This is a genomic window from Streptomyces sp. DSM 40868 (assembly GCF_011820545.1).
GTDB lineage: Bacteria > Actinomycetota > Actinomycetes > Streptomycetales > Streptomycetaceae > Streptomyces > Streptomyces eurythermus.
Genome location: NZ_CP050504.1, coordinates 1,575,360 through 1,592,267 on the forward strand (window position 1 = coordinate 1,575,360; position 16,908 = coordinate 1,592,267).

Below are 16,908 nucleotides of genomic sequence, written 5' to 3' on the forward strand. Positions count from 1 at the left end.
GTTCCAGGTCGGCGACGGCCTCGACCGTACAGCGGGTGTCCGACGAGCGACGCCACGGGGGACCCCACGCCCGCCTCACGACGTGGAAACCTGTCACCGTCACCGCTTCGGGTCCGCGCACGGCGCGGGCACGGCGCGGGCACGGTGCACGCGCTCCTCCGCTACGCCCCGCGCACCCCGAGCCCCGCGCCGAGGTCCCGTCGATAACCGGCGTACGCCGTGCGCAGTTCCTCCCCCGGCCAGTCGGCGGGGAGCAGGGCGGGCGGCAGGACGGGGTCGGTGAGCAGATGGCGGACGGCCGCCGCGTAGGCGGTGAACCGGTCGGCCGGGCGGTCCGCTCGGGCCGCCCGGCCGAGCAAGGAGCGCGCGGTGGCCGACCAATCGGCCAGCGGCCACAGCCGGGTGGCCAGCTCGCCCGGGGGCTCGTCGGGACGGGCCGTGTACGTCAGCGCCACCCGGTGCACCTCGGCGGGCAGCGGCCGGTCGAGGTTGGCCGGGCGCAGCCAGACGCCCTCGCGCAGTTCGGCCAGGCGCAGGGCGGTCAGCCGGGCGCGCAGGTCGGCGCGTTCGGCGGGGCCGCGCCCGGTCGCCGTGATCACCACCATCTCCCAGTCACCGTGCCACGCGCGCGTGCGCGGCCGTACGGCGTCGTCCTGGCGCCGCTGCCGCTCCAGCAGCCGGTCGCTGAGCCGGTAGACGGCGTCCGTGCGCCGCAGGTCCCCGGCGGCCACCATCCGGCTCAGCGCGGCCCGGAGCGTGGAGCCGCCGATGCCGAACGGCTCCACGAGCCGGACCAGGTCCCGCACCGGCAGCTCCGGCGGGTGCACGCCGAGGAGCAGGCTCAGCACCACCGACCGGGCGGACAGGGGTCGCAGGGCCGCCGGGTCCGGCACCGGCCGGTCCGGCTCCGCCGGGACGTTCACGCACATGGACCCGTACTGTACGTGCGCCCGCTTGTTGCAGCATTGCTACGGCCGCACGGAGAGTGCAACATGCTCGTATGGTCTCGATTCCCGCGCAGTCGCCGCCCCAGCCGCAGTCCGGTACGCACGACGTCACCAACCAGCCCCCGCCGCTCGCCCCGTACGACGCCTCCGACGACCCGGCCCTGCTGGAGGGGCTGCGCCGGGAGGGCGCCGGATGGGCCGAGGAGAACCTCCGGCGGCTGGGGGCGCGTGCCGGGAGCGCGCAGGCGCAGGAGTGGGGCGAGCTGGCGAACCGGTACGAGCCGGTGTTGCGCACCCACGACCGCTACGGCCACCGCGTCGACGAGGTCGACTTCCACCCCGCCTGGCACCACCTGATGCGGACGGCGGTCGCCGAGGGTTTGGCCGGCGCCCCGTGGGCCGACGACCGGCCGGGCGCGCACGTGGCGCGGACCGCGGGCGGCCTGGTGTGGGGGCACACCGAGGCGGGACACGGCTGCCCCACCTCGATGACGTACGCGGCCGTACCCGCCCTGCGCGCCCAGCCGGAACTGGCCAAGGTGTACGAACCGCTGCTCACCAGCCGGGAGTACGACCCCGAGTTGCGCGTGCCCACCGACAAGCCCGGGCTGCTCGCCGGGATGGGCATGACGGAGAAACAGGGCGGCTCCGACGTCCGCACGAACACCACCACCGCCACGCCCACCGGCGAGCCGGGCGTGTACACGCTGCGCGGGCACAAGTGGTTCACATCGGCGCCGATGTGCGATGTCTTCCTGGTGCTCGCGCAGGCCCCGGGCGGGCTGTCCTGCTTCCTGGTGCCGCGCGTCCTGCCGGACGGCAGTCGCAACACCTTCCGCATCCAGCGGCTGAAGGACAAGCTGGGCAACCGCTCCAACGCGTCCTCCGAGCCGGAGTTCGACCGGACCGTGGCCTGGCTGGTGGGGCCGGAGGGGCGGGGCGTGAAGACCATCATCGAGATGGTCAACTGCACCCGGCTGGACTGTGTGATGGCCTCGGCGACCCTGATGCGCAAGACGCTGGTCGAGGCGGGCCACCACGCCCGGCACCGCAGCGCGTTCGGCGCCCGGCTGATCGACCAGCCGCTGATGCGCAACGTCCTCGCCGATCTCGCGCTGGAGTCGGAGGCCGCGACGACACTCACGCTGCGCCTCGCCGGCGCGGCGGACCGCGCGGTGCGCGGGGACGCCGGGGAGCGGGCCTTCCGGCGCATCGCCACCGCCGTCGGCAAGTACTGGGTCACCAAGCGCGGCCCGGCCTTCACGGCCGAGGCCCTGGAGTGCCTCGGCGGCAACGGATACGTGGAGGACTCCGGGATGCCCCGGCACTACCGGGAGGCCCCGCTGCTGTCGATCTGGGAAGGCTCCGGGAACGTCAACGCGCTCGACGTGCTGCGCGCCCTCGGCCGGGAACCGGACACCGCCGAGGCCCTGTTCGCCGAACTCGCCCTGGCGCGCGGGGCCGACGCCCGCCTCGACGCGACCGTGGCCGCGCTCAGGGACGAGCTGGCCGGAACCGATCAGGTGGGTGCCCGCCGGCTGGTCGAGTGGATGGCGCTCGCGCTCCAGGCCTCCCTTCTGGTACGGCACGCCCCTCACCCGGTCGCGGACGCCTTCTGCGCGTCCCGGCTGGGCGGCGACTGGGGGCACGCGTTCGGCACCCTCCCCGCCGGGACCGGCCTCGACGCCATCCTGGAGCGCGCCCTGCCCGGCGGGAACTGACCGCATCCCGCGCGCGTACGCGTGCACGTGACGACGGCCCCCCGAGGCCGCGTCGTGCGGCTCGGCCCCCCGCGCGCGTACGCGTGCCCGTGACAACCGGCTCCGGACGTCATCGGTGCCGTGGCGCGCACGCGCGCGTGGAGGGGACTACGTGTGGGCGGGGCCGCCGGGGACGAAGGGGCTGCTCGCTGGTGTGGGAGGCGAGGCTGGCCCCGGGAAAGGACCACGGACGACGGGCGAGGCGGTCACGCGGCTTCCGGGACCGGGAACCGGGGTCCTCTGGGACCGAGGACTCCGGGGACCACGGACCGCTGACCGGCCGTCAGACCATGCGTCCCCACTGCGGGCCGAGGCGGGCCCACTCCGTGTCCCACTCCCGCATACGGCGGCGCTCCAGGCGGCCCCGTACGGCCAGGCCCGCGACGCAGGGCACGGCGGCGGCGCTCACGCCGATCAGGAGGCCGATCAGGGTGGCCCGTAAGGCGGCCTCGGAGGCGCTGGTGGGGCGGTCGACGAGCCGGCCCCGCGGGTCGGTCCAGACGGTGACCGGCGTGCCGGGCGCGCTGCCGGAGCGTACCCGGATCCGGCCGGTGTGGGAGGAGCCGTCGACCGCCGTCCAGCGGACCTCGGTCCAGACCCGCTCCCCCGCCGGGGCGCGGTCCTCCCGCGCGGCGGGCTTCGCCGGGAGCGGCGTGACCACCCGGGCCACGGTGGGCCGTCGCAGGCTCCGTTCGCGGGCGAGCCCGTGCTCCACCGCGCCGGCCGCCGCCAGGCCCGCCAGTACTCCGGACAGGACGGTCAGCAGGAAGGCGCCGAGCACCACCCATGCCTCCACCACGTCGGCCCGGCGTCTGAGCGGGTTCCGCCGCCAGCGCCACAGCCACACCTTCGGACCACGGAACGCCTTCAAGGGCATCCTCCTCACGAGCGCACCGACCGGCCGGACCGCCCTCCCGTACGGGAGGGATCGCTCCGCTGCTCACGACGAGCCGTCACCCCGACGGTCGCACGAGACACCCCTCTTGCGCAGGCGCATGCCGGAACGGAACCGGCCGATCTTCGCCACCGGCCGGTGACATGGGCCGTGAGCTGCGCGGACGCCCATGGCGGGGGGATTGTCAGTGGTGGGGTGCACACTGGCCGATATCTGACGACTACCCGGACAACGGTGTCCCGGAGGTGATCGGTCATGGCCGAGGTACTGCTCGCGGTGGGAACCCGCAAGGGCCTGTTCATCGGGCGGCGACGGGGCGGCGGCCGCTGGGAGTTCGACGAACGTCCGTATTTCGACGCGCAGGCCGTGTACTCGGTCGCGATCGACACCCGGGCGTCCCGGCCCCGGCTGCTGGCGGGCGGCTCCAGCACACACTGGGGGCCGTCGGTGTTCCACTCCGACGACCTCGGCCGCACCTGGACCGAACCGGCCCGGCCCGCCGTGCGGTTCCCGAAGGACACCGGTGCCTCCCTGGAGCGCGTCTGGCAGCTGCATCCGTCCGCGGCCGAGCCGGACGTGGTGTACGCGGGCACGGAACCGGCCGCGCTGTACCGTTCGGAGGACCGCGGCGAGAGCTTCGTCCTGGTCCGGCCGCTGTGGGAGCACCCGACCCGGTCCCGGTGGGTGCCGGGCCTGGGCGGCGAGGGCCTGCACACGGTGCTCACCGACGCCCGCGATCCGCGGACCGTGACGGTGGCCGTCTCGGCGGCCGGGGTGTTCCGCACGGCGGACGGCGGCGCGAGCTGGGCGCCGTCCAACTCCGGGGTGTCCGCGGTGTTCCTGCCGGACCCGTATCCGGAGTTCGGCCAGTGCGTGCACAAGATCGCCAGGGATGCGCGCGACCCGGACCGGCTGTACCTCCAGAACCACTGGGGGGTGTACCGCAGCGACGACGCGGGTGCGCGGTGGACCGACATCGGCGCGGGCCTGCCGTCCACGTTCGGCTTCGCGGTGGCCGCCCACCCGCACCGGGGCGACACGGCGTACGTCTTCCCGATCGCCGCCGACGTCGACCGGGTGCCCGCCGAACACCGCTGCCGGGTGTTCCGCACGGCCGACGCGGGCCGGTCCTGGGAACCGCTGGCCAAGGGCCTGCCGGAGGCGGACCATTACGGCCCGGTGCTGCGGGACGCCCTGTGCACGGACGACCGCGACCCCGCCGGGGTGTATTTCGGCAACCGCAACGGCGAGGTGTTCGCCTCCGCCGACGACGGCGACAGCTGGCACCTGCTGGCCGCCCACCTGCCGGACGTCCTGTGCGTACGAGCGGCGGTGGTCGGCTGAGCAGCCCACGGACGAACCCGGCCGCACCCCCCGCGCGCACCGGTGGCGGGGGCGGCCGGGCGGGCCGGTGCGGGGTGGCCGGACCCGGTCGTGCTCCGGCCGTCGGTTGATCGGCGACGGGTGTACGGCAGTAGGGTGACGCCCGTGGCACCACGACCGTTGCATGAAATCGTCGAACCGGGCTGGGCGAAGGCCCTCAAACCCGTCGCCGGACGGATCGCCGACATGGGCGACTTCCTGCGCGCGGAGATCGCCGCGGGACGCACGTACCTCCCGTCCGGACCGAACGTCCTGCGGGCCTTCCAGCAGCCCTTCGACGAGGTACGCGTCCTGATCGTCGGTCAGGACCCGTACCCCACCCCCGGGCACGCGGTGGGACTGTCGTTCTCCGTCGGGCCGGAGGTACGGCCGCTGCCGCCCAGCCTGATCAACATCTTCCGCGAGCTGCACAGCGACCTCGGGCTCCCGCAGCCGTCCACCGGGGATCTCACCCCGTGGACACAGCAGGGCGTCCTGCTGCTCAACAGGGCGCTGACCACCGCGCCGCGCAGCCCGGGGGCCCACCGCGGCAAGGGCTGGGAGGAGGTCACCGAGCAGGCGATCCGGGCCCTGGCGGCACGCGGGAAGCCGCTGGTGTCCATCCTGTGGGGCCGCGACGCCCGCAATCTGCGTCCGCTGCTCGGCAGTCTGCCGGCGGTGGAGTCCGCGCATCCCTCGCCGATGTCGGCCGATCGCGGCTTCTTCGGCTCGCGCCCGTTCAGCCGGGCCAACGACCTGCTGATGCAGCAGGGCGGACAGCCGGTGGACTGGCGTCTGCCGTGACGACCACGGGGTATCTCGCCGTGGACTCCGGCGGTTCCGGCCTCCGGGTCGCCGTCGGTGTGCCCGGGCGGGACCCCTCGGCGCGGGGCGAGACCCGGGAGCCGGTCCGTACCGGTGCCCGGGGCATCGACCCCGCCCATCTGATGGCCCAGCTCGCTCCGGTGGCCCGTTCCCTGGCCGCCGAGGCGGGGCTCGACGCCTTGCCCACGGCTGTCGTCGGGGCCGCCGGGTTCGCCAGCCTGGGCGACGCCCTGCGCGCCGAACTGCCCGGCGCCCTCGCCCGGGAACTGGGCGTGCGCGCCGTGGCGCTGGCTGCGGACGCCGTCACCGCGTACGTCGGCGCCCTCGGGCCGCGTCCGGGCGCCGTGCTGGCCGCGGGCACCGGTCTGATCGCCGTCGGCACGGATCTGACGGGCTGGCGACGGGCCGACGGCTGGGGGCATCTGCTGGGCGACTGCGGGGGCGGCGCCTGGATCGGGCGGGCCGGTCTGGAGGCCGCGCTGCGCGCCCACGACGGCCGCGACGGCGGTTCCGCGCCGCTGCTGACCCGCGCCGAGGAGCGGTTCGGCCCGGTGCGCGGCCTGCCCGGCCGGCTGTATCCCCGGGCCGACCGGGCCGCCGTACTGGCCTCGTTCGCGCCCGAGGTGGCCGCGTGCGCCGCGCACGACCCGGTCGCCGCGGACGTCCTGCGCGCGGCGGCCCGGCACATGACCGACTCCGCCGCCGCCGTGTGCCCGTCCGACGGCGCCCCCGAAGTGGCGCTGACCGGCGGTCTGTTCAAGATGGGGGACCCGCTCCTCGGGCCGCTGCGCGAGGAGCTGGCGCGCCGGCTGCCGCACGCCCGGCAGGTGCCGGCCGAGGGCGATCCGCTGCACGGAGCGGTGCGGATCGCGACGGATCTGGCGACGGACCGGCTCACCCTGCCGGGTGAACCGGCGCTGTTGTACGTGGTGCGCGACCTGAACGACTGAGGGGGTCCCGTTCGAGCGGTTCCGTCCCGGTGCCGGGTCATGCGTCCGGCATGTGCCCGGCCCGGGTGGTATCCGTCCGTAACTCATCAGACAAAACCGGACGGATACCGCTCACCTGCACCCTCCCCGAACGGAGGAGCCCACGAAACCAGTAACATGCGGCGCCATGAGCTCCCCCACTGGACCCGCGTCCGGCCTGCCCGTACGAATGCCGCGCCCCCGCCAGCCCGGTCGGCACCGCCGCCCGGAACCGCTGGTGGCTCCCGAGGGCGCGCCCGCGCTCGTCCTCGCGGTGCCCGGCGCGCCCAGCGCCGGCACGCGCGGCCTCGCCGAGGAGGTCGTGAGCATCGCCCGCTCCGAACTGCCCGGCCTGGACGCCCGGATCGGGTACGTGGACGGGGACGACACCGAGTTCCCCGCGCTCCGCTCCGTGCTGGCGCGCACCGCCGAGGAGCGCACCGCGCGGTACGAGCAGGCGCTCGCCGCCGGGGTCGAGGAGGTCACGGAGCCCGAGGGGCCGGCCGCCGTCGTCGTTCCGCTGCTGGCCGGTCCGGACAGCGCGCTGCTGCGGCGGATTCGGCAGGCCGTGATGGACAGCCGGGTCGCCGCCGAGCTGACCGATGTCCTCGGCCCGCACCCGCTGCTCGCCGAGGCGCTGCACGTGCGGCTGTCCGAGGCGGGTCTGGCCCGTGCCGACCGCGCCCGGCTGTTCACCGTGGCCACCGCCGCCGACGGCATCATCCTGGCGTCCGTGGGCGGCGAGGAGGCCGTGCAGGCGGCCGGGATCACCGGCATGCTGCTCGCCGCGCGCCTGGCCGTGCCGGTGATGGCGGCGGCCCTGGACCAGGAGGGCTCCATCGCCTCCGTGGCCGAGCAGCTGCGTTCCGCGGGTTCGCAGCAGCTGGCCCTGGCGCCGTACCTGATCGGCCCGGAGATCGACCAGGAGCTGCTCGCCGCGGCGGCCGAGGAGGCGGGCTGCTCGACGGCCGAGGCGCTGGGCGCGTACCCGGCGGTCGGCAAGCTCGCGCTCGCCAAGTACACGACGGCGCTGGGCATCGCCCCGCAGCAGCCGCAGGGCGCCCCGGTCCGCTGATCCGCCGGCCACCGGCGCACCAGGGCTCAGGGCTCGCGTACGACACGGGGCCCGCTCCTTCCCGGAGCGGGCCCGTCGCCGTATCCGGGGCGGCGTGGCGCCTCCGGGCGGTCCGCGGTACCCGGGGCGGCGCGGCACCACCCGGCGGTCCGCGCCGTATCCGGACTGCGCAGCGCCACCCCGCGGTCCGCTCCCGTCCTCGGCCCGCCCCTCCTCTGCGCGCCCCCTCCTCGGTCCGCTCCCGTCCCCTCAGCCGAAGACGACGCAGGAGGCCGCGGCGACCCGCACCGAGCCGTCGTAGCGGGGGACGCCCGTCGTCGGGTCCACGGCGAACCAGGAGACCTCGCCGGAGCGCTCGTTGGCCGCGTAGAGGAAGCCGTCGTGTTCGGCCAGCGCGCGCGGCCAGTGCCCGCCGCAGGGCACCGTGCCGGTCAGCCGGAGCCCGTCCGCCTCGACGGCGAGGACCGACAGGACGTCCTCGCCGCGGGTCGCGGTCCACACGAAGCGGCCGTCGGGCGAGACGACGATCCCGGACGGGTAGGCGTCGCCGGCCGGCGCGTCGCGCAGCACGGGGACCTCGGTCAGGGGCCTGAGCGTGCCGCGCTCGGCGTCCCAGCGGCAGACCGTGACCGTGGGGGTCAGCTCGTTGACCACGTAGGCGTGGCCGCCGTCCGGGTGGAAGGCGAGATGGCGCGGGCCGGAGCCGGGGCGCAGGGCGAACTCGCGGTGCACGACGGGGCTGCCGTCCACCACGGTGCACACCCGGACCGAGTCCGTCCCGAGGTCGACGCTGACGGCCCACCGGCCGCTGGGGTCGGGCTGCACCTGGTGGGCGTGCGGGCCGCGCTGCCGCCGGTCGTGCGGCCCGGAGCCGGTGTGCTGGAGTCGTCCGGAGGGCATGCCGGCGAGCGAGCCGTCCGGGCGCAGGGGCACGGCGGTGACGCTGCCGCAGCCGTAGTTGGCGGTCAGCACGTACCCGGCGTACAGGCCGAGGTGGGTGGGGCCGCTGCCGCCGACCGGTACCGGGGCCCCGGCGGGTTCCGGCCGGTCCCCGGTGACACGGTAGGCGGCTACGGTCCCCTCGGCGGTCTCGCTGACCGCGTAGAGGGTGCGCCCGTCCGGTGCGAGGGCGAGGTAGGAGGGGTCGGGGACGTCCTTGACGGCGGACAGCAGGGTGAGGGCCCCGCCGCCCGGCGCGACCTCGGCGGTCACCAGTCCGGGGCCGCCCGCCGCCGTGAACGATCCGATGAACGCCCGGCGCCTGCCCGCCCTGCCGTCCCCTGCCACCGCTGTCCCCTCTCGGTCGAGCCCGTCGAGCCGGTCCGGGGCCGACGGTAGCAGTCGCCGCCGCGCGGTCTAGACCAAGGGGCGGTGGCAGGGCGGTTCGCGCCGTGCCGGGGCGCTCAGGCCCCGACCAGCCGGGACCGGGACGGTGTGCGCAGCGGCTCCGCGAGGTCGGCGAGGGCGCGCTCCAGGCCGTGCAGATGGGCGAGGGCGGGTTCGGCGGGCGGTTCGGCGGGGTGCGCGACGGGTTCGGCGCGGCCGGCGGTGAGGGCCTCGACGGCCGCCTCCACCCGCCAGCAGGCGGCGGCGAGGCGGGCGTCGTGGGATGCCTCGGGGTCGGCGGCGATCGCGACCAGGCCGCGGACCTCGCGGGCACAGTCGTCGAGCAGCGCCAGGACCCGGCGGGCCCGCGCCTTGCGGGCCGGCATCGGGTTCAGCGGATGCACCAGCGGCGCCACCGACAGCCGTACCCGGCCGAGCAGCTGCTCCAGTTCGGCGACACGCGGGGCGGGGTCGGCCGTGGCGGAGCCGGCCAGCCGGGCCGCGGCCTCGGCGGTGCAGGCGTGCACGCAGCGCAGGGCCCGCTGGATCCAGGCGTCGGTGGTGGCGTGCGTGGTGACGGGGAGCACGCACAGGACGGCGAGCGCGGCGCCGAGCGCGCCGACCCCGGTCTCGGCGAGCCGCAGCGCGAGCAGTCCGGGGCTGAGGACACCGAGCAGGCCGTAGAGGGAGGTGGCGAGCAGGGTCACCCAGAGCATCATCCAGGTGTAGGAGACGGCGGCGGTGTAGAAGATGCCGAAGACGCAGACGGCGACGAGGACCGCCGTCGGGACGGGCGCGCCGTGCAGGGGGACGGCGACGAGGAGGCCCAGGCCGATGCCGAGCACCGTGCCGAGGACCCGGCGGAAGCCGCGGACCAGGGTCTCGCCGCGCGAGGCGGTGTTGACGAAGATCCACCAGGTGGCGCCGACGGCCCAGTACCAGCGCTGTCCCGACACCAGCTGCCCCAGCACGAGCGCGAAGCCGGCCCCCGCGGTCGCCTGGACGGCCTGCCGGGTGGTCACCCGGGCGAGGCCGGTGCCGCCGAGCGGAGCGGGTGGGGCGGCGGCCGGGGCGAGCCGGCGCTCGTAGCACCACAGGCCGAAGCGGACGCCGGCCGCCGCGAGCACGGACAGCAGCACGGCGGCGTACAGCTCGGGCAGCCGGTCCGGGGTGGCGTGCAGGAACTGGGCCACGAAGAAGGTCATGAAGGCGAACACGCCGAGGCTGTGCCCGCGCGGGCCCCACCGCCGGGCGTAGACGCCGGCGCCGGTGACGGCCAGGAAGGTCAGGTCCCGGGCCACGGGGTGGTCGTGCAGTCCGGCCGCGGCGGTGAGCACCGGGAGACCCACGACGGGCAGCAGGGCGGTGGTCACCGCCTGGCCGCGCACGGTGGGGTCGGCGACGGTGAACAGCGCGAGCAGCGCGGCGAGCCCCCCGGTGACGGCTCCCGGGAGGGAGTGTCCGGCCAGTCCGCAGACCACGACCGCCAGCCCGATGCCGAGGACGGCCCGCGCGGCGAAACGCAACCGCGCCCGCCCCGGGTCCGGTGCCACGAACATCCTCTTCAGCACTGCTGCCCTCCCCTGGGACCACCGATACGGAAAAGGCGCCGCGGGGACCCGCAGCGCCATTGACACGTCCATGAGAGCATCACCGGGCTCGTTGGCTCAAGTGAGCCCCGTTTGGCCGGTCCATTGGCTCAGCACGGGCACTCCACCCGCACCCACCGGAATGCCAACGGACCAGGTCGGAGGCCGTACGGGGCTCCACCTCGGCTGGGCCATTGGTACAGTCGTCCATCATGGCCGTGGACGAGCTCGACACCCGCATCCTGCGACTGCTCCTGGAGCAGCCGCGCACCAGCGTGCGCGAGTACGCCCGCATCCTCGGCGTGGCCCGGGGCACCCTCCAGGCCCGCCTGGACCGGATGGAACGGGAGGGCGTGATCACCGGCACCGGTCCCTCCCTCTCCGCCGCCGCGCTGGGCCATCCGGTGCTGGCGTTCGTGCACATCGAGGTCACCCAGGGACACCTGGACGACGTGGGGGACGCGCTGGCCGCCGTGCCGGAGATCGTGGAGGCCTTCTCGATCACCGGCGGCGGGGATCTGCTGGCCCGGGTGGTGGGCCGGGACAACGCGCACCTGGAGGACGTGATCCAGAAGCTGATCAGCCTCCCGGGCGTGGTACGCACCCGCACCGAGGTGGCGCTGCGCGAGCGGGTCCCGTACCGGCTGCTGCCCCTGGTGGAGTCGGTGGGCCGGGCGACGGCGCGCGGCTGACGGTTGGCATGCTGGGCGCCATGAACGATCTCGGCACCATCTCGGTCATCTTCGATCTCGACGGAACGCTCGTGGACAGCGAGCCGAACCACTACGAGGCGAGCCGGCAGACCCTGGCCGCCCACGGCGTCCCCGGATTCACCTGGGCGGACCACGAGGGCTACGTCGGCATCAGCACCCGGGAGTCGGTACGCATCTGGCGGGAGCGCTACGGCCTGCGCGCCTCGGAGCCGGAGCTGCTGGCCGAGACGGACCGCCGCTATCTGGACCTGGCCCGCACCCGCACGCGCGCGTACCCGGAGATGCGCGCGTTCGTGGAGCTGCTGGCCGCCGGGAACGTCCCCATGGCGGTGGCCTCGGGCTCCTCCCCGGAGGCCATCGAGGCCGTCCTCGCGGGCACCGGCCTCGCCGCCCACCTGCGCACGACGGTCTCGGCCGACGAGGTCCCCCACGGCAAGCCGGCCCCCGACGTCTTCCTCGAGGCGGCCCGCCGCCTCGGCACACCCCCGGCCGACTGCGTGGTCCTGGAGGACGCGGCCCCCGGCGCCGCCGCGGCCCACGCGGCCGGCATGCGCTGCATCGCCCTCCCGTACGTCCCCGCCCAGGCGGACGCCCCCGAGTTCGCCACCGCGTCACTACTGCTGCGCGGCGGCCAGGCGGACTTCAGGGCGGGACGGGTGTACGACTGGCTGCGCGACGGGGCCCGCTGAAGCAGCGCGGGCATCGGGGCGGACCGGCGCAGGCGTGGCTCCGCTACGGACGGCCCTCTGCGCGTGCGCGGTCGGCCGTGGCTGCATAGCGTGACCCCATGAGCACAGTCCAGGCACGGCCCGCCCCCGACGAGCGGCGGTGGAAGGCGCTTGGGGTCTGTCTGGCGGCGGGATTCATCTCGCTCCTCGACACCTCGATCGTGAACGTGGCCCTTCCCTCCCTGGAGCGCGGGCTGGGGGCATCCGAGGCGGTCCAGTCATGGGTGGTCTCCGGGTACGCCCTCACCTTCGGGCTGGCGCTGGTGCCGGCCGGCCGGCTGGGCGACATGCGCGGCCGGCGTCAGGTCTTCCTGGTCGGCCTCGCCCTGTTCACGGTGGCCTCGCTGGCGTGCGGGCTCGCCTCCGGCCCCGGCTGGCTGGTGGTGTTCCGGCTGATCCAGGGCACGGCGGCCGGCATGGTCGCGCCGCAGACCTCGGGGCTGATCCAGCAGATGTTCCAGGGCGCCGAGCGGGCCAAGGCCTTCGGTGTGCTGGGCACGGTCATCGGGGTGTCGACGGCGGCGGGCCCGCTGGTGGGCGGGCTGCTGATCGACGCCGCCGGCACCGATGACGGCTGGCGCTGGGTGTTCTTCGTCAATCTGCCGATCGGGGTGGCCGCCTTCGCCGCGGGAGTGCGGCTGCTGCCCCGCTACCCGGCGGCGGGCAAGCGCGAGGTGTTCGACCTGTTCGGGGTGCTGCTCCTCGGCGCGGGCGTGCTCGCGCTGATGCTGCCCCTGGTGCAGGAGCAGCAGTGGACCGGACGGGAGAAGTGGGCGCTGATGCCGTTGGCCCTGGTCCTGCTGGGCGCGTTCTGGGTCTGGGAGCGCCGGCAGGGACTGCTCGGGCGCGCCCCGCTGGTGGACCTGGGCCTGTTCTCCCTGCGTTCGTTCACGCTGGGCGCCCTGATCAGCCTCACCTATTTCGCGGGCTTCACCACCGTCTTCTTCCTCTACGCCCTGTACCTGCAGAACGGCGTCGGCTACAGCGCGCTGGCGTCGGGGCTGACGGTGCTGCCGTTCGCCGCGGCCTCCGCGGTCGGGGCCGCCGCCGGCGGGCGGCTGGTGGTGCGGTTCGGTCGCAAGCTGGTCGTCATCGGGCTGGGCGGCGTGGCCCTCGGGCTGCTCGGAGTGATGGTGGCGGTGGCCCTCGTACCCGGGCCGAACCTGGGCTGGGCGTCGGCGCTGCCGCTGCTCGTCGGGGGCATCGGGTCCGGCCTGACCGTCTCCCCGAACACCACCCTCACGCTCACCCGGGTCCCCGTGCAGCGCGCGGGCGCGGCCGGCGGTGTCCTCCAGACGGGCCAGCGCGTCGGCTCGGCGGCCGGGATCGCGGTGGTGGGCTCGGTGTACTTCGCCCATCTCGCCAACCACGGCCGCACCGATACGGCGATGCAGATGGGGCTGCTCTCCGCCGTCGGCATCATCCTGGTCGCCCTGCTGCTGGCGGTCGCCGACCTGCGGGAACGCCATGTACGGCCCGAGCCGGAGAAGGCCGCGGAGCCGGCCGGGCCGGGCCGCGGGGAGGGCGGTGCCGTGGAGGGGGTACGGCCGGGCACGTGAGGAGGGGGGGCGGCCACCGGCAGCGGCGAGCGCCCTTCTGTGCCGGCTCCGGCAGGCCGCGCTCAGGACCTCCGGCGCGGTTTGCCCCGCTTGGCCGGTTTGGCCGGCCGGCCGCCGGTGCGGGCGCCCGACGTGCGGCCCGCCGGTTTGCCGGAGGACTTCCCCGACGACTTCGCCGCCGACTTGCCGTTCTGCTGGGTGCCGCTTCGGTCGGAGCGCCCCGGCCGGGCGTCGGCCGCGGGCCGGGCCGTCGTACGGCCCCGGGTGCTGTTGACCGTACGACCGCGGACGATGCCGATGAAGTCCTCCACCAGGTCGGTGGTGGCCTCCTCGGGCCAGGACAGGGCGATGCTCGACTGCGGTGCGTCGACGACCGGGCGGTAGGTGAGGTCCCGGCGGTGGTACAGGCGGGCCAGCGACTGGGGTACGACCAGGAGGCCGATGTTCGCCGCCACCAGCTCGATGGCGTCCGGGGTGGTGGCGGGGCGCTCGAAGGCGGGTTCGCCCGGCGGGGCCTCCCAGTCGAAGACGTCGTCCAGGGGGTGCAGGAGCACCTCGTCGGCGAGGTCGGCCAGGGTCACCTCCTCCGCCGCCGTGATCAGGTGGTCCTTGGGGACCACGACCACCGTGGTCTCCGTGTACAGCGGGATCGCGCTGAAGTACGTACGGTCGACCGGCAGCCGGACGAAGCCCGCGTCCGCCTCCCCCGCGCGCAGCACCCCGGGCGCCTCGGCGGCCGGGACCTGGACGAGGGTGAGCGGGACGCCGGGCAGCCGCTCGTTCCAGATCCTCACCCACTTGGCGGGCGTCACCCCGGGAACGTACGCGAGCCGGAACGACGGTGATTCCTCCGAGCCTGTCACCAGGCCAGACTACCGGCCGCCGGCGTCCCTCCGGTTCCCGCCGTGGTCGGCGCCCGCGCACGCGGCCGATACCCTTGACCTCATGAAGTCGCAGCAGAGCACCCAGACGATGAAGCCCGCGACCGCGGCGAAGAAGCTGGGTGTGTACCTCCCCGCCACCCCCGCCTCCTTCCAGGAGGGTGTGGTCTCCCGCGCCGAGCTGAACGAGCTCCAGGCCAACCCGCCGGAGTGGCTGCGCGAGCTGCGGCTCAACGGTCCCCACCCGCGCCCGGTGGTGGCCGCCAAGCTGGGCGTGTCCATCGCGGGTCTGGCCCGGGGCGGCGTCACCGAGGCGCTGACCACCGAGCAGATCGAGGCGCTCAAGCAGGAGCGGCCCGAATGGCTGGAGAAGGAGCGCGCCACCCAGGCCGAGGTCCGCAAGGAGGCCGCACGGTTGAAGAACGCGAAGAAGGAGAAGGCGGACGAGGAGGGCGCCGCCGGGCGCCACTGACCCGTCCGGCCCCGCCCCGCCGCCGACCCGTCCGGCCCCGCCTCATGGCGGGGCCGTTGCGTGCCGCCCCGGGGGAGCCCGGCCGTCCCCCGGCGCCTCAGCCCAGGAAACTCAGCCGTACCCGGCGGTCGGGGTTGTCCTTGTTGGTGTCCACCAGACACACCGACTGCCAGGTGCCCAGCTCCAGGCGTCCGCCGATCACCGGAAGGGTGGCGTGCGGCGGGACGATGGCGGGCAGGACGTGATCGCGTCCATGGCCGGGGCTGCCGTGCCGGTGCTGCCAGCGGTCGTCGGCGGGCAGCAGGGTGTGCAGGGCCGCGAGGAGGTCGTCGTCGCTGCCGGCGCCCGTCTCGATGACGGCGATCCCGGCGGTGGCGTGCGGGACGAAGATATTCAGCAGACCGTCCCGGCCGGCCGCCGCCTCCCGCAGGAACTCCTCGCAGTCGGCGGTCAGATCGACGACACGTTCCCGGGTACCGGTGGAGACGTGCAGCATGCGCGTGGTGAAGGCATCGGACATGCCCCCATCCTGGCCCATGGGCCGGTTTTCACACGCCCCCGCCGTACGCCGAACGGCCCGCCGACCTCGTCGCCGGCTGGCCCTCCTCCCAGAGCCCGAACGGGCCCCTCCCCCACTGGATCCGACGAGGAACCACAGCAACGCGGGGACGACACTTCTCAACCCAGTCGTTGGCGACCTCCTCGAAGACGCCGCGCAGGTTCTCCTTCGAGTCGACCTCGACGTCGATGTGGGGAACACCGCGCACGAGCTTCTGAAGCGTGATCTTGTACGGAGGGACCGGCTTGGCCGGCGCTGCCGATGCCGGCGCCTCCGCCTCGGCAGCGGGCTTTTCCTCGTCGCCTCCGCAGCCGCCGCCTGACGAGCTCATACACGGAGGCGGTGAGGCGCCGAGTTATCGATCGTCGATCATGGTCGCCCGGTGGGGAACGCGTCTCGTTCAGGGCAGCCCCTGCGCTTCCCGCGACGCGTCCGCCTGAGTACGAGCGGCATGGGCTCGGTCACAACCGACAACCCGCGCAAGTTGACGACCAGTTGTGCGACATTGCGAATCCAGGGCTCAACCAGGTTTATTACGAAGGGGGTCCACATAGTGGTCACCATCAAGCTGCCGCACCCGCGGCCGCCCCCGAGCACGCCGAGAGTGAGCGATGACGCACGACGAATCCCTGAGCCAGTTCGAGGTCCAGACCGACCCGTTCACCCCGGCGGAACTCGCGGCCATCGCCGACTACCGCGAGGCGATCAACGGCATCGGGGAACTGATGGAGGGCATCCAGCCCCAGAACCTCATCCGCCTGGGCCCGCCTGACTCGACGGGCGTGCGCTTCCTGCTCGCTCAGATGGCCGACAACATGAACACGTGGTACGTCGCGCTGGACCGGGCGGTCACCGAGTTGCGGACACACACGAGCGAGTCGACCAAGTACAGCGTGGCCGCTACCCGATTCCTGAAGTTCGAGTCATCCGTCTACCACCAGACGCGGCAGGCATTCGAGTATGCCGTCACGGTGTACATGCTGGGCCGTCACAACAAGTCGGACGGTGACTACCCCCCGAACACCTTCACCCTGAACCTGGCGTCGCAGACCCTTCAGGGCTACAGCTGATCGGGATGGAGTCGGCCCGGACCGAAACACCACTGCGCACAGCCTTACGTGCCTCAGGCCGTCAACTCCCGGCTGGGCTCCCTGATGCCCGATACCCCGCTGCCCGACCACGTGGACGACTTCAACCGAGTCCGGGTGATCTATCGTGACCGCCCTGCGAAAGATCAGAACCGTGGCGT

At 74.5% G+C, this 16,908-nt stretch carries 17 protein-coding genes; 10 read left to right on the forward strand and 7 right to left on the reverse strand.

Annotated elements, in window-relative coordinates; all coding sequences use genetic code 11:
- Nucleotides 1–161: 161 nt before the first annotated feature.
- Nucleotides 162–929 carry a PaaX family transcriptional regulator C-terminal domain-containing protein gene (locus HB370_RS06940; protein ID WP_030775371.1) on the reverse strand — a complete coding sequence of 256 codons (768 nt, stop codon included), beginning with the start codon at nucleotides 927–929 and terminating at the stop codon, nucleotides 162–164.
- Between the two features lie 71 nt (nucleotides 930–1,000).
- On the opposite strand from HB370_RS06940, the gene HB370_RS06945 reads away from it, so the two are divergent.
- The gene (locus HB370_RS06945; protein WP_030775368.1) at nucleotides 1,001–2,668 is read left to right on the forward strand and encodes a DNA alkylation response protein; all 1,668 of its coding nucleotides are present in this window, start codon (nucleotides 1,001–1,003) and stop codon (nucleotides 2,666–2,668) included.
- Between the two features lie 322 nt (nucleotides 2,669–2,990).
- Here HB370_RS06945 and HB370_RS06950 read toward each other — a convergent pair whose 3' ends face one another.
- The gene (locus HB370_RS06950; protein WP_030775364.1) at nucleotides 2,991–3,584 is read right to left on the reverse strand and encodes a hypothetical protein; all 594 of its coding nucleotides are present in this window, start codon (nucleotides 3,582–3,584) and stop codon (nucleotides 2,991–2,993) included.
- Between the two features lie 273 nt (nucleotides 3,585–3,857).
- On the opposite strand from HB370_RS06950, the gene HB370_RS06955 reads away from it, so the two are divergent.
- The 4 genes from HB370_RS06955 (at nucleotide 3,858) to HB370_RS06970 (ending at nucleotide 7,832) form a co-directional block, all read left to right on the forward strand.
- Nucleotides 3,858–4,946 carry an exo-alpha-sialidase gene (locus tag HB370_RS06955; protein ID WP_030775361.1) on the forward strand — a complete coding sequence of 363 codons (1,089 nt, stop codon included), beginning with the start codon at nucleotides 3,858–3,860 and terminating at the stop codon, nucleotides 4,944–4,946.
- A 144-nt stretch (nucleotides 4,947–5,090) separates the two neighbouring features.
- Nucleotides 5,091–5,768, forward strand: a complete 678-nt coding sequence (locus HB370_RS06960; protein WP_030775358.1) for a uracil-DNA glycosylase — start codon at nucleotides 5,091–5,093, stop codon at nucleotides 5,766–5,768.
- Complete coding sequence (locus tag HB370_RS06965; protein ID WP_167512952.1) at nucleotides 5,765–6,739, forward strand: BadF/BadG/BcrA/BcrD ATPase family protein; 975 nt, start codon at nucleotides 5,765–5,767, stop codon at nucleotides 6,737–6,739. The genes HB370_RS06960 and HB370_RS06965 overlap by 4 nt, the downstream gene beginning before the upstream one ends.
- A gap of 166 nt (nucleotides 6,740–6,905) precedes the next feature.
- Nucleotides 6,906–7,832 carry a hypothetical protein gene (locus HB370_RS06970; RefSeq protein ID WP_106980553.1) on the forward strand — a complete coding sequence of 309 codons (927 nt, stop codon included), beginning with the start codon at nucleotides 6,906–6,908 and terminating at the stop codon, nucleotides 7,830–7,832.
- Nucleotides 7,833–8,081: 249 nt separating this feature from the next.
- On the opposite strand, the gene HB370_RS06975 is transcribed toward HB370_RS06970, so the two are convergent.
- Together HB370_RS06975 and HB370_RS06980 are read right to left on the reverse strand one after the other, a co-directional pair.
- On the reverse strand, nucleotides 8,082–9,119 hold the full coding sequence (locus tag HB370_RS06975; RefSeq protein ID WP_030775350.1) for a lactonase family protein: 1,038 nt from the start codon (nucleotides 9,117–9,119) through the stop codon (nucleotides 8,082–8,084).
- A gap of 116 nt (nucleotides 9,120–9,235) precedes the next feature.
- Nucleotides 9,236–10,729 carry an FUSC family protein gene (locus tag HB370_RS06980; protein ID WP_030775348.1) on the reverse strand — a complete coding sequence of 498 codons (1,494 nt, stop codon included), beginning with the start codon at nucleotides 10,727–10,729 and terminating at the stop codon, nucleotides 9,236–9,238.
- A gap of 230 nt (nucleotides 10,730–10,959) precedes the next feature.
- Between HB370_RS06980 and HB370_RS06985 the strand changes: the two genes are divergently transcribed.
- From HB370_RS06985 to HB370_RS06995, 3 genes are all read left to right on the forward strand, one after another.
- Nucleotides 10,960–11,439, forward strand: a complete 480-nt coding sequence (locus HB370_RS06985) for an Lrp/AsnC family transcriptional regulator (RefSeq protein WP_030775346.1) — start codon at nucleotides 10,960–10,962, stop codon at nucleotides 11,437–11,439.
- Between the two features lie 20 nt (nucleotides 11,440–11,459).
- A complete protein-coding gene (locus HB370_RS06990; protein ID WP_030775344.1) occupies nucleotides 11,460–12,149 on the forward strand; it encodes an HAD family phosphatase in 690 nt (229 codons plus the stop codon).
- A gap of 98 nt (nucleotides 12,150–12,247) precedes the next feature.
- Nucleotides 12,248–13,747: an MFS transporter gene (locus tag HB370_RS06995; RefSeq protein WP_030775342.1), complete on the forward strand. Its 1,500-nt coding sequence runs from the start codon at nucleotides 12,248–12,250 to the stop codon at nucleotides 13,745–13,747.
- Nucleotides 13,748–13,809: 62 nt separating this feature from the next.
- On the opposite strand, the gene HB370_RS07000 is transcribed toward HB370_RS06995, so the two are convergent.
- A complete protein-coding gene (locus tag HB370_RS07000; protein ID WP_030775340.1) occupies nucleotides 13,810–14,610 on the reverse strand; it encodes a LysR family substrate-binding domain-containing protein in 801 nt (266 codons plus the stop codon).
- Nucleotides 14,611–14,692: 82 nt separating this feature from the next.
- Between HB370_RS07000 and HB370_RS07005 the strand changes: the two genes are divergently transcribed.
- Nucleotides 14,693–15,100, forward strand: a complete 408-nt coding sequence (locus tag HB370_RS07005; protein WP_030775338.1) for a DUF5997 family protein — start codon at nucleotides 14,693–14,695, stop codon at nucleotides 15,098–15,100.
- Nucleotides 15,101–15,197: 97 nt separating this feature from the next.
- Here the strand turns inward: HB370_RS07005 and HB370_RS07010 are convergent, their stop codons facing one another.
- Both HB370_RS07010 and HB370_RS07015 read right to left on the reverse strand, forming a co-directional pair.
- The gene (locus HB370_RS07010) at nucleotides 15,198–15,620 is read right to left on the reverse strand and encodes a secondary thiamine-phosphate synthase enzyme YjbQ (protein ID WP_030775337.1); all 423 of its coding nucleotides are present in this window, start codon (nucleotides 15,618–15,620) and stop codon (nucleotides 15,198–15,200) included.
- Nucleotides 15,621–15,648: 28 nt separating this feature from the next.
- Nucleotides 15,649–15,990, reverse strand: a complete 342-nt coding sequence (locus HB370_RS07015; protein WP_030775335.1) for a hypothetical protein — start codon at nucleotides 15,988–15,990, stop codon at nucleotides 15,649–15,651.
- Nucleotides 15,991–16,270: 280 nt separating this feature from the next.
- On the opposite strand from HB370_RS07015, the gene HB370_RS07020 reads away from it, so the two are divergent.
- The gene (locus HB370_RS07020; protein ID WP_030775333.1) at nucleotides 16,271–16,729 is read left to right on the forward strand and encodes a hypothetical protein; all 459 of its coding nucleotides are present in this window, start codon (nucleotides 16,271–16,273) and stop codon (nucleotides 16,727–16,729) included.
- Nucleotides 16,730–16,908 lie beyond the last annotated feature (179 nt).

Bases quoted from the DNA above. Each gene is read 5' to 3' on its own strand.
- HB370_RS06940 (WP_030775371.1), bottom strand. From the start codon at position 929: ATGTGCGTGAACGTCCCGGCGGAGCCGGACCGGCCGGTGCCGGACCCG.
- HB370_RS06945 (WP_030775368.1), top strand. From the start codon at position 1,001: ATGGTCTCGATTCCCGCGCAGTCGCCGCCCCAGCCGCAGTCCGGTACG.
- HB370_RS06950 (WP_030775364.1), bottom strand. From the start codon at position 3,584: ATGCCCTTGAAGGCGTTCCGTGGTCCGAAGGTGTGGCTGTGGCGCTGG.
- HB370_RS06955 (WP_030775361.1), top strand. From the start codon at position 3,858: ATGGCCGAGGTACTGCTCGCGGTGGGAACCCGCAAGGGCCTGTTCATC.
- HB370_RS06970 (WP_106980553.1), top strand. From the start codon at position 6,906: ATGAGCTCCCCCACTGGACCCGCGTCCGGCCTGCCCGTACGAATGCCG.
- HB370_RS06985 (WP_030775346.1), top strand. From the start codon at position 10,960: ATGGCCGTGGACGAGCTCGACACCCGCATCCTGCGACTGCTCCTGGAG.
- HB370_RS06990 (WP_030775344.1), top strand. From the start codon at position 11,460: ATGAACGATCTCGGCACCATCTCGGTCATCTTCGATCTCGACGGAACG.
- HB370_RS06995 (WP_030775342.1), top strand. From the start codon at position 12,248: ATGAGCACAGTCCAGGCACGGCCCGCCCCCGACGAGCGGCGGTGGAAG.
- HB370_RS07005 (WP_030775338.1), top strand. From the start codon at position 14,693: ATGAAGTCGCAGCAGAGCACCCAGACGATGAAGCCCGCGACCGCGGCG.
- HB370_RS07010 (WP_030775337.1), bottom strand. From the start codon at position 15,620: ATGTCCGATGCCTTCACCACGCGCATGCTGCACGTCTCCACCGGTACC.
- HB370_RS07015 (WP_030775335.1), bottom strand. From the start codon at position 15,990: ATGAGCTCGTCAGGCGGCGGCTGCGGAGGCGACGAGGAAAAGCCCGCT.
- HB370_RS07020 (WP_030775333.1), top strand. From the start codon at position 16,271: ATGACGCACGACGAATCCCTGAGCCAGTTCGAGGTCCAGACCGACCCG.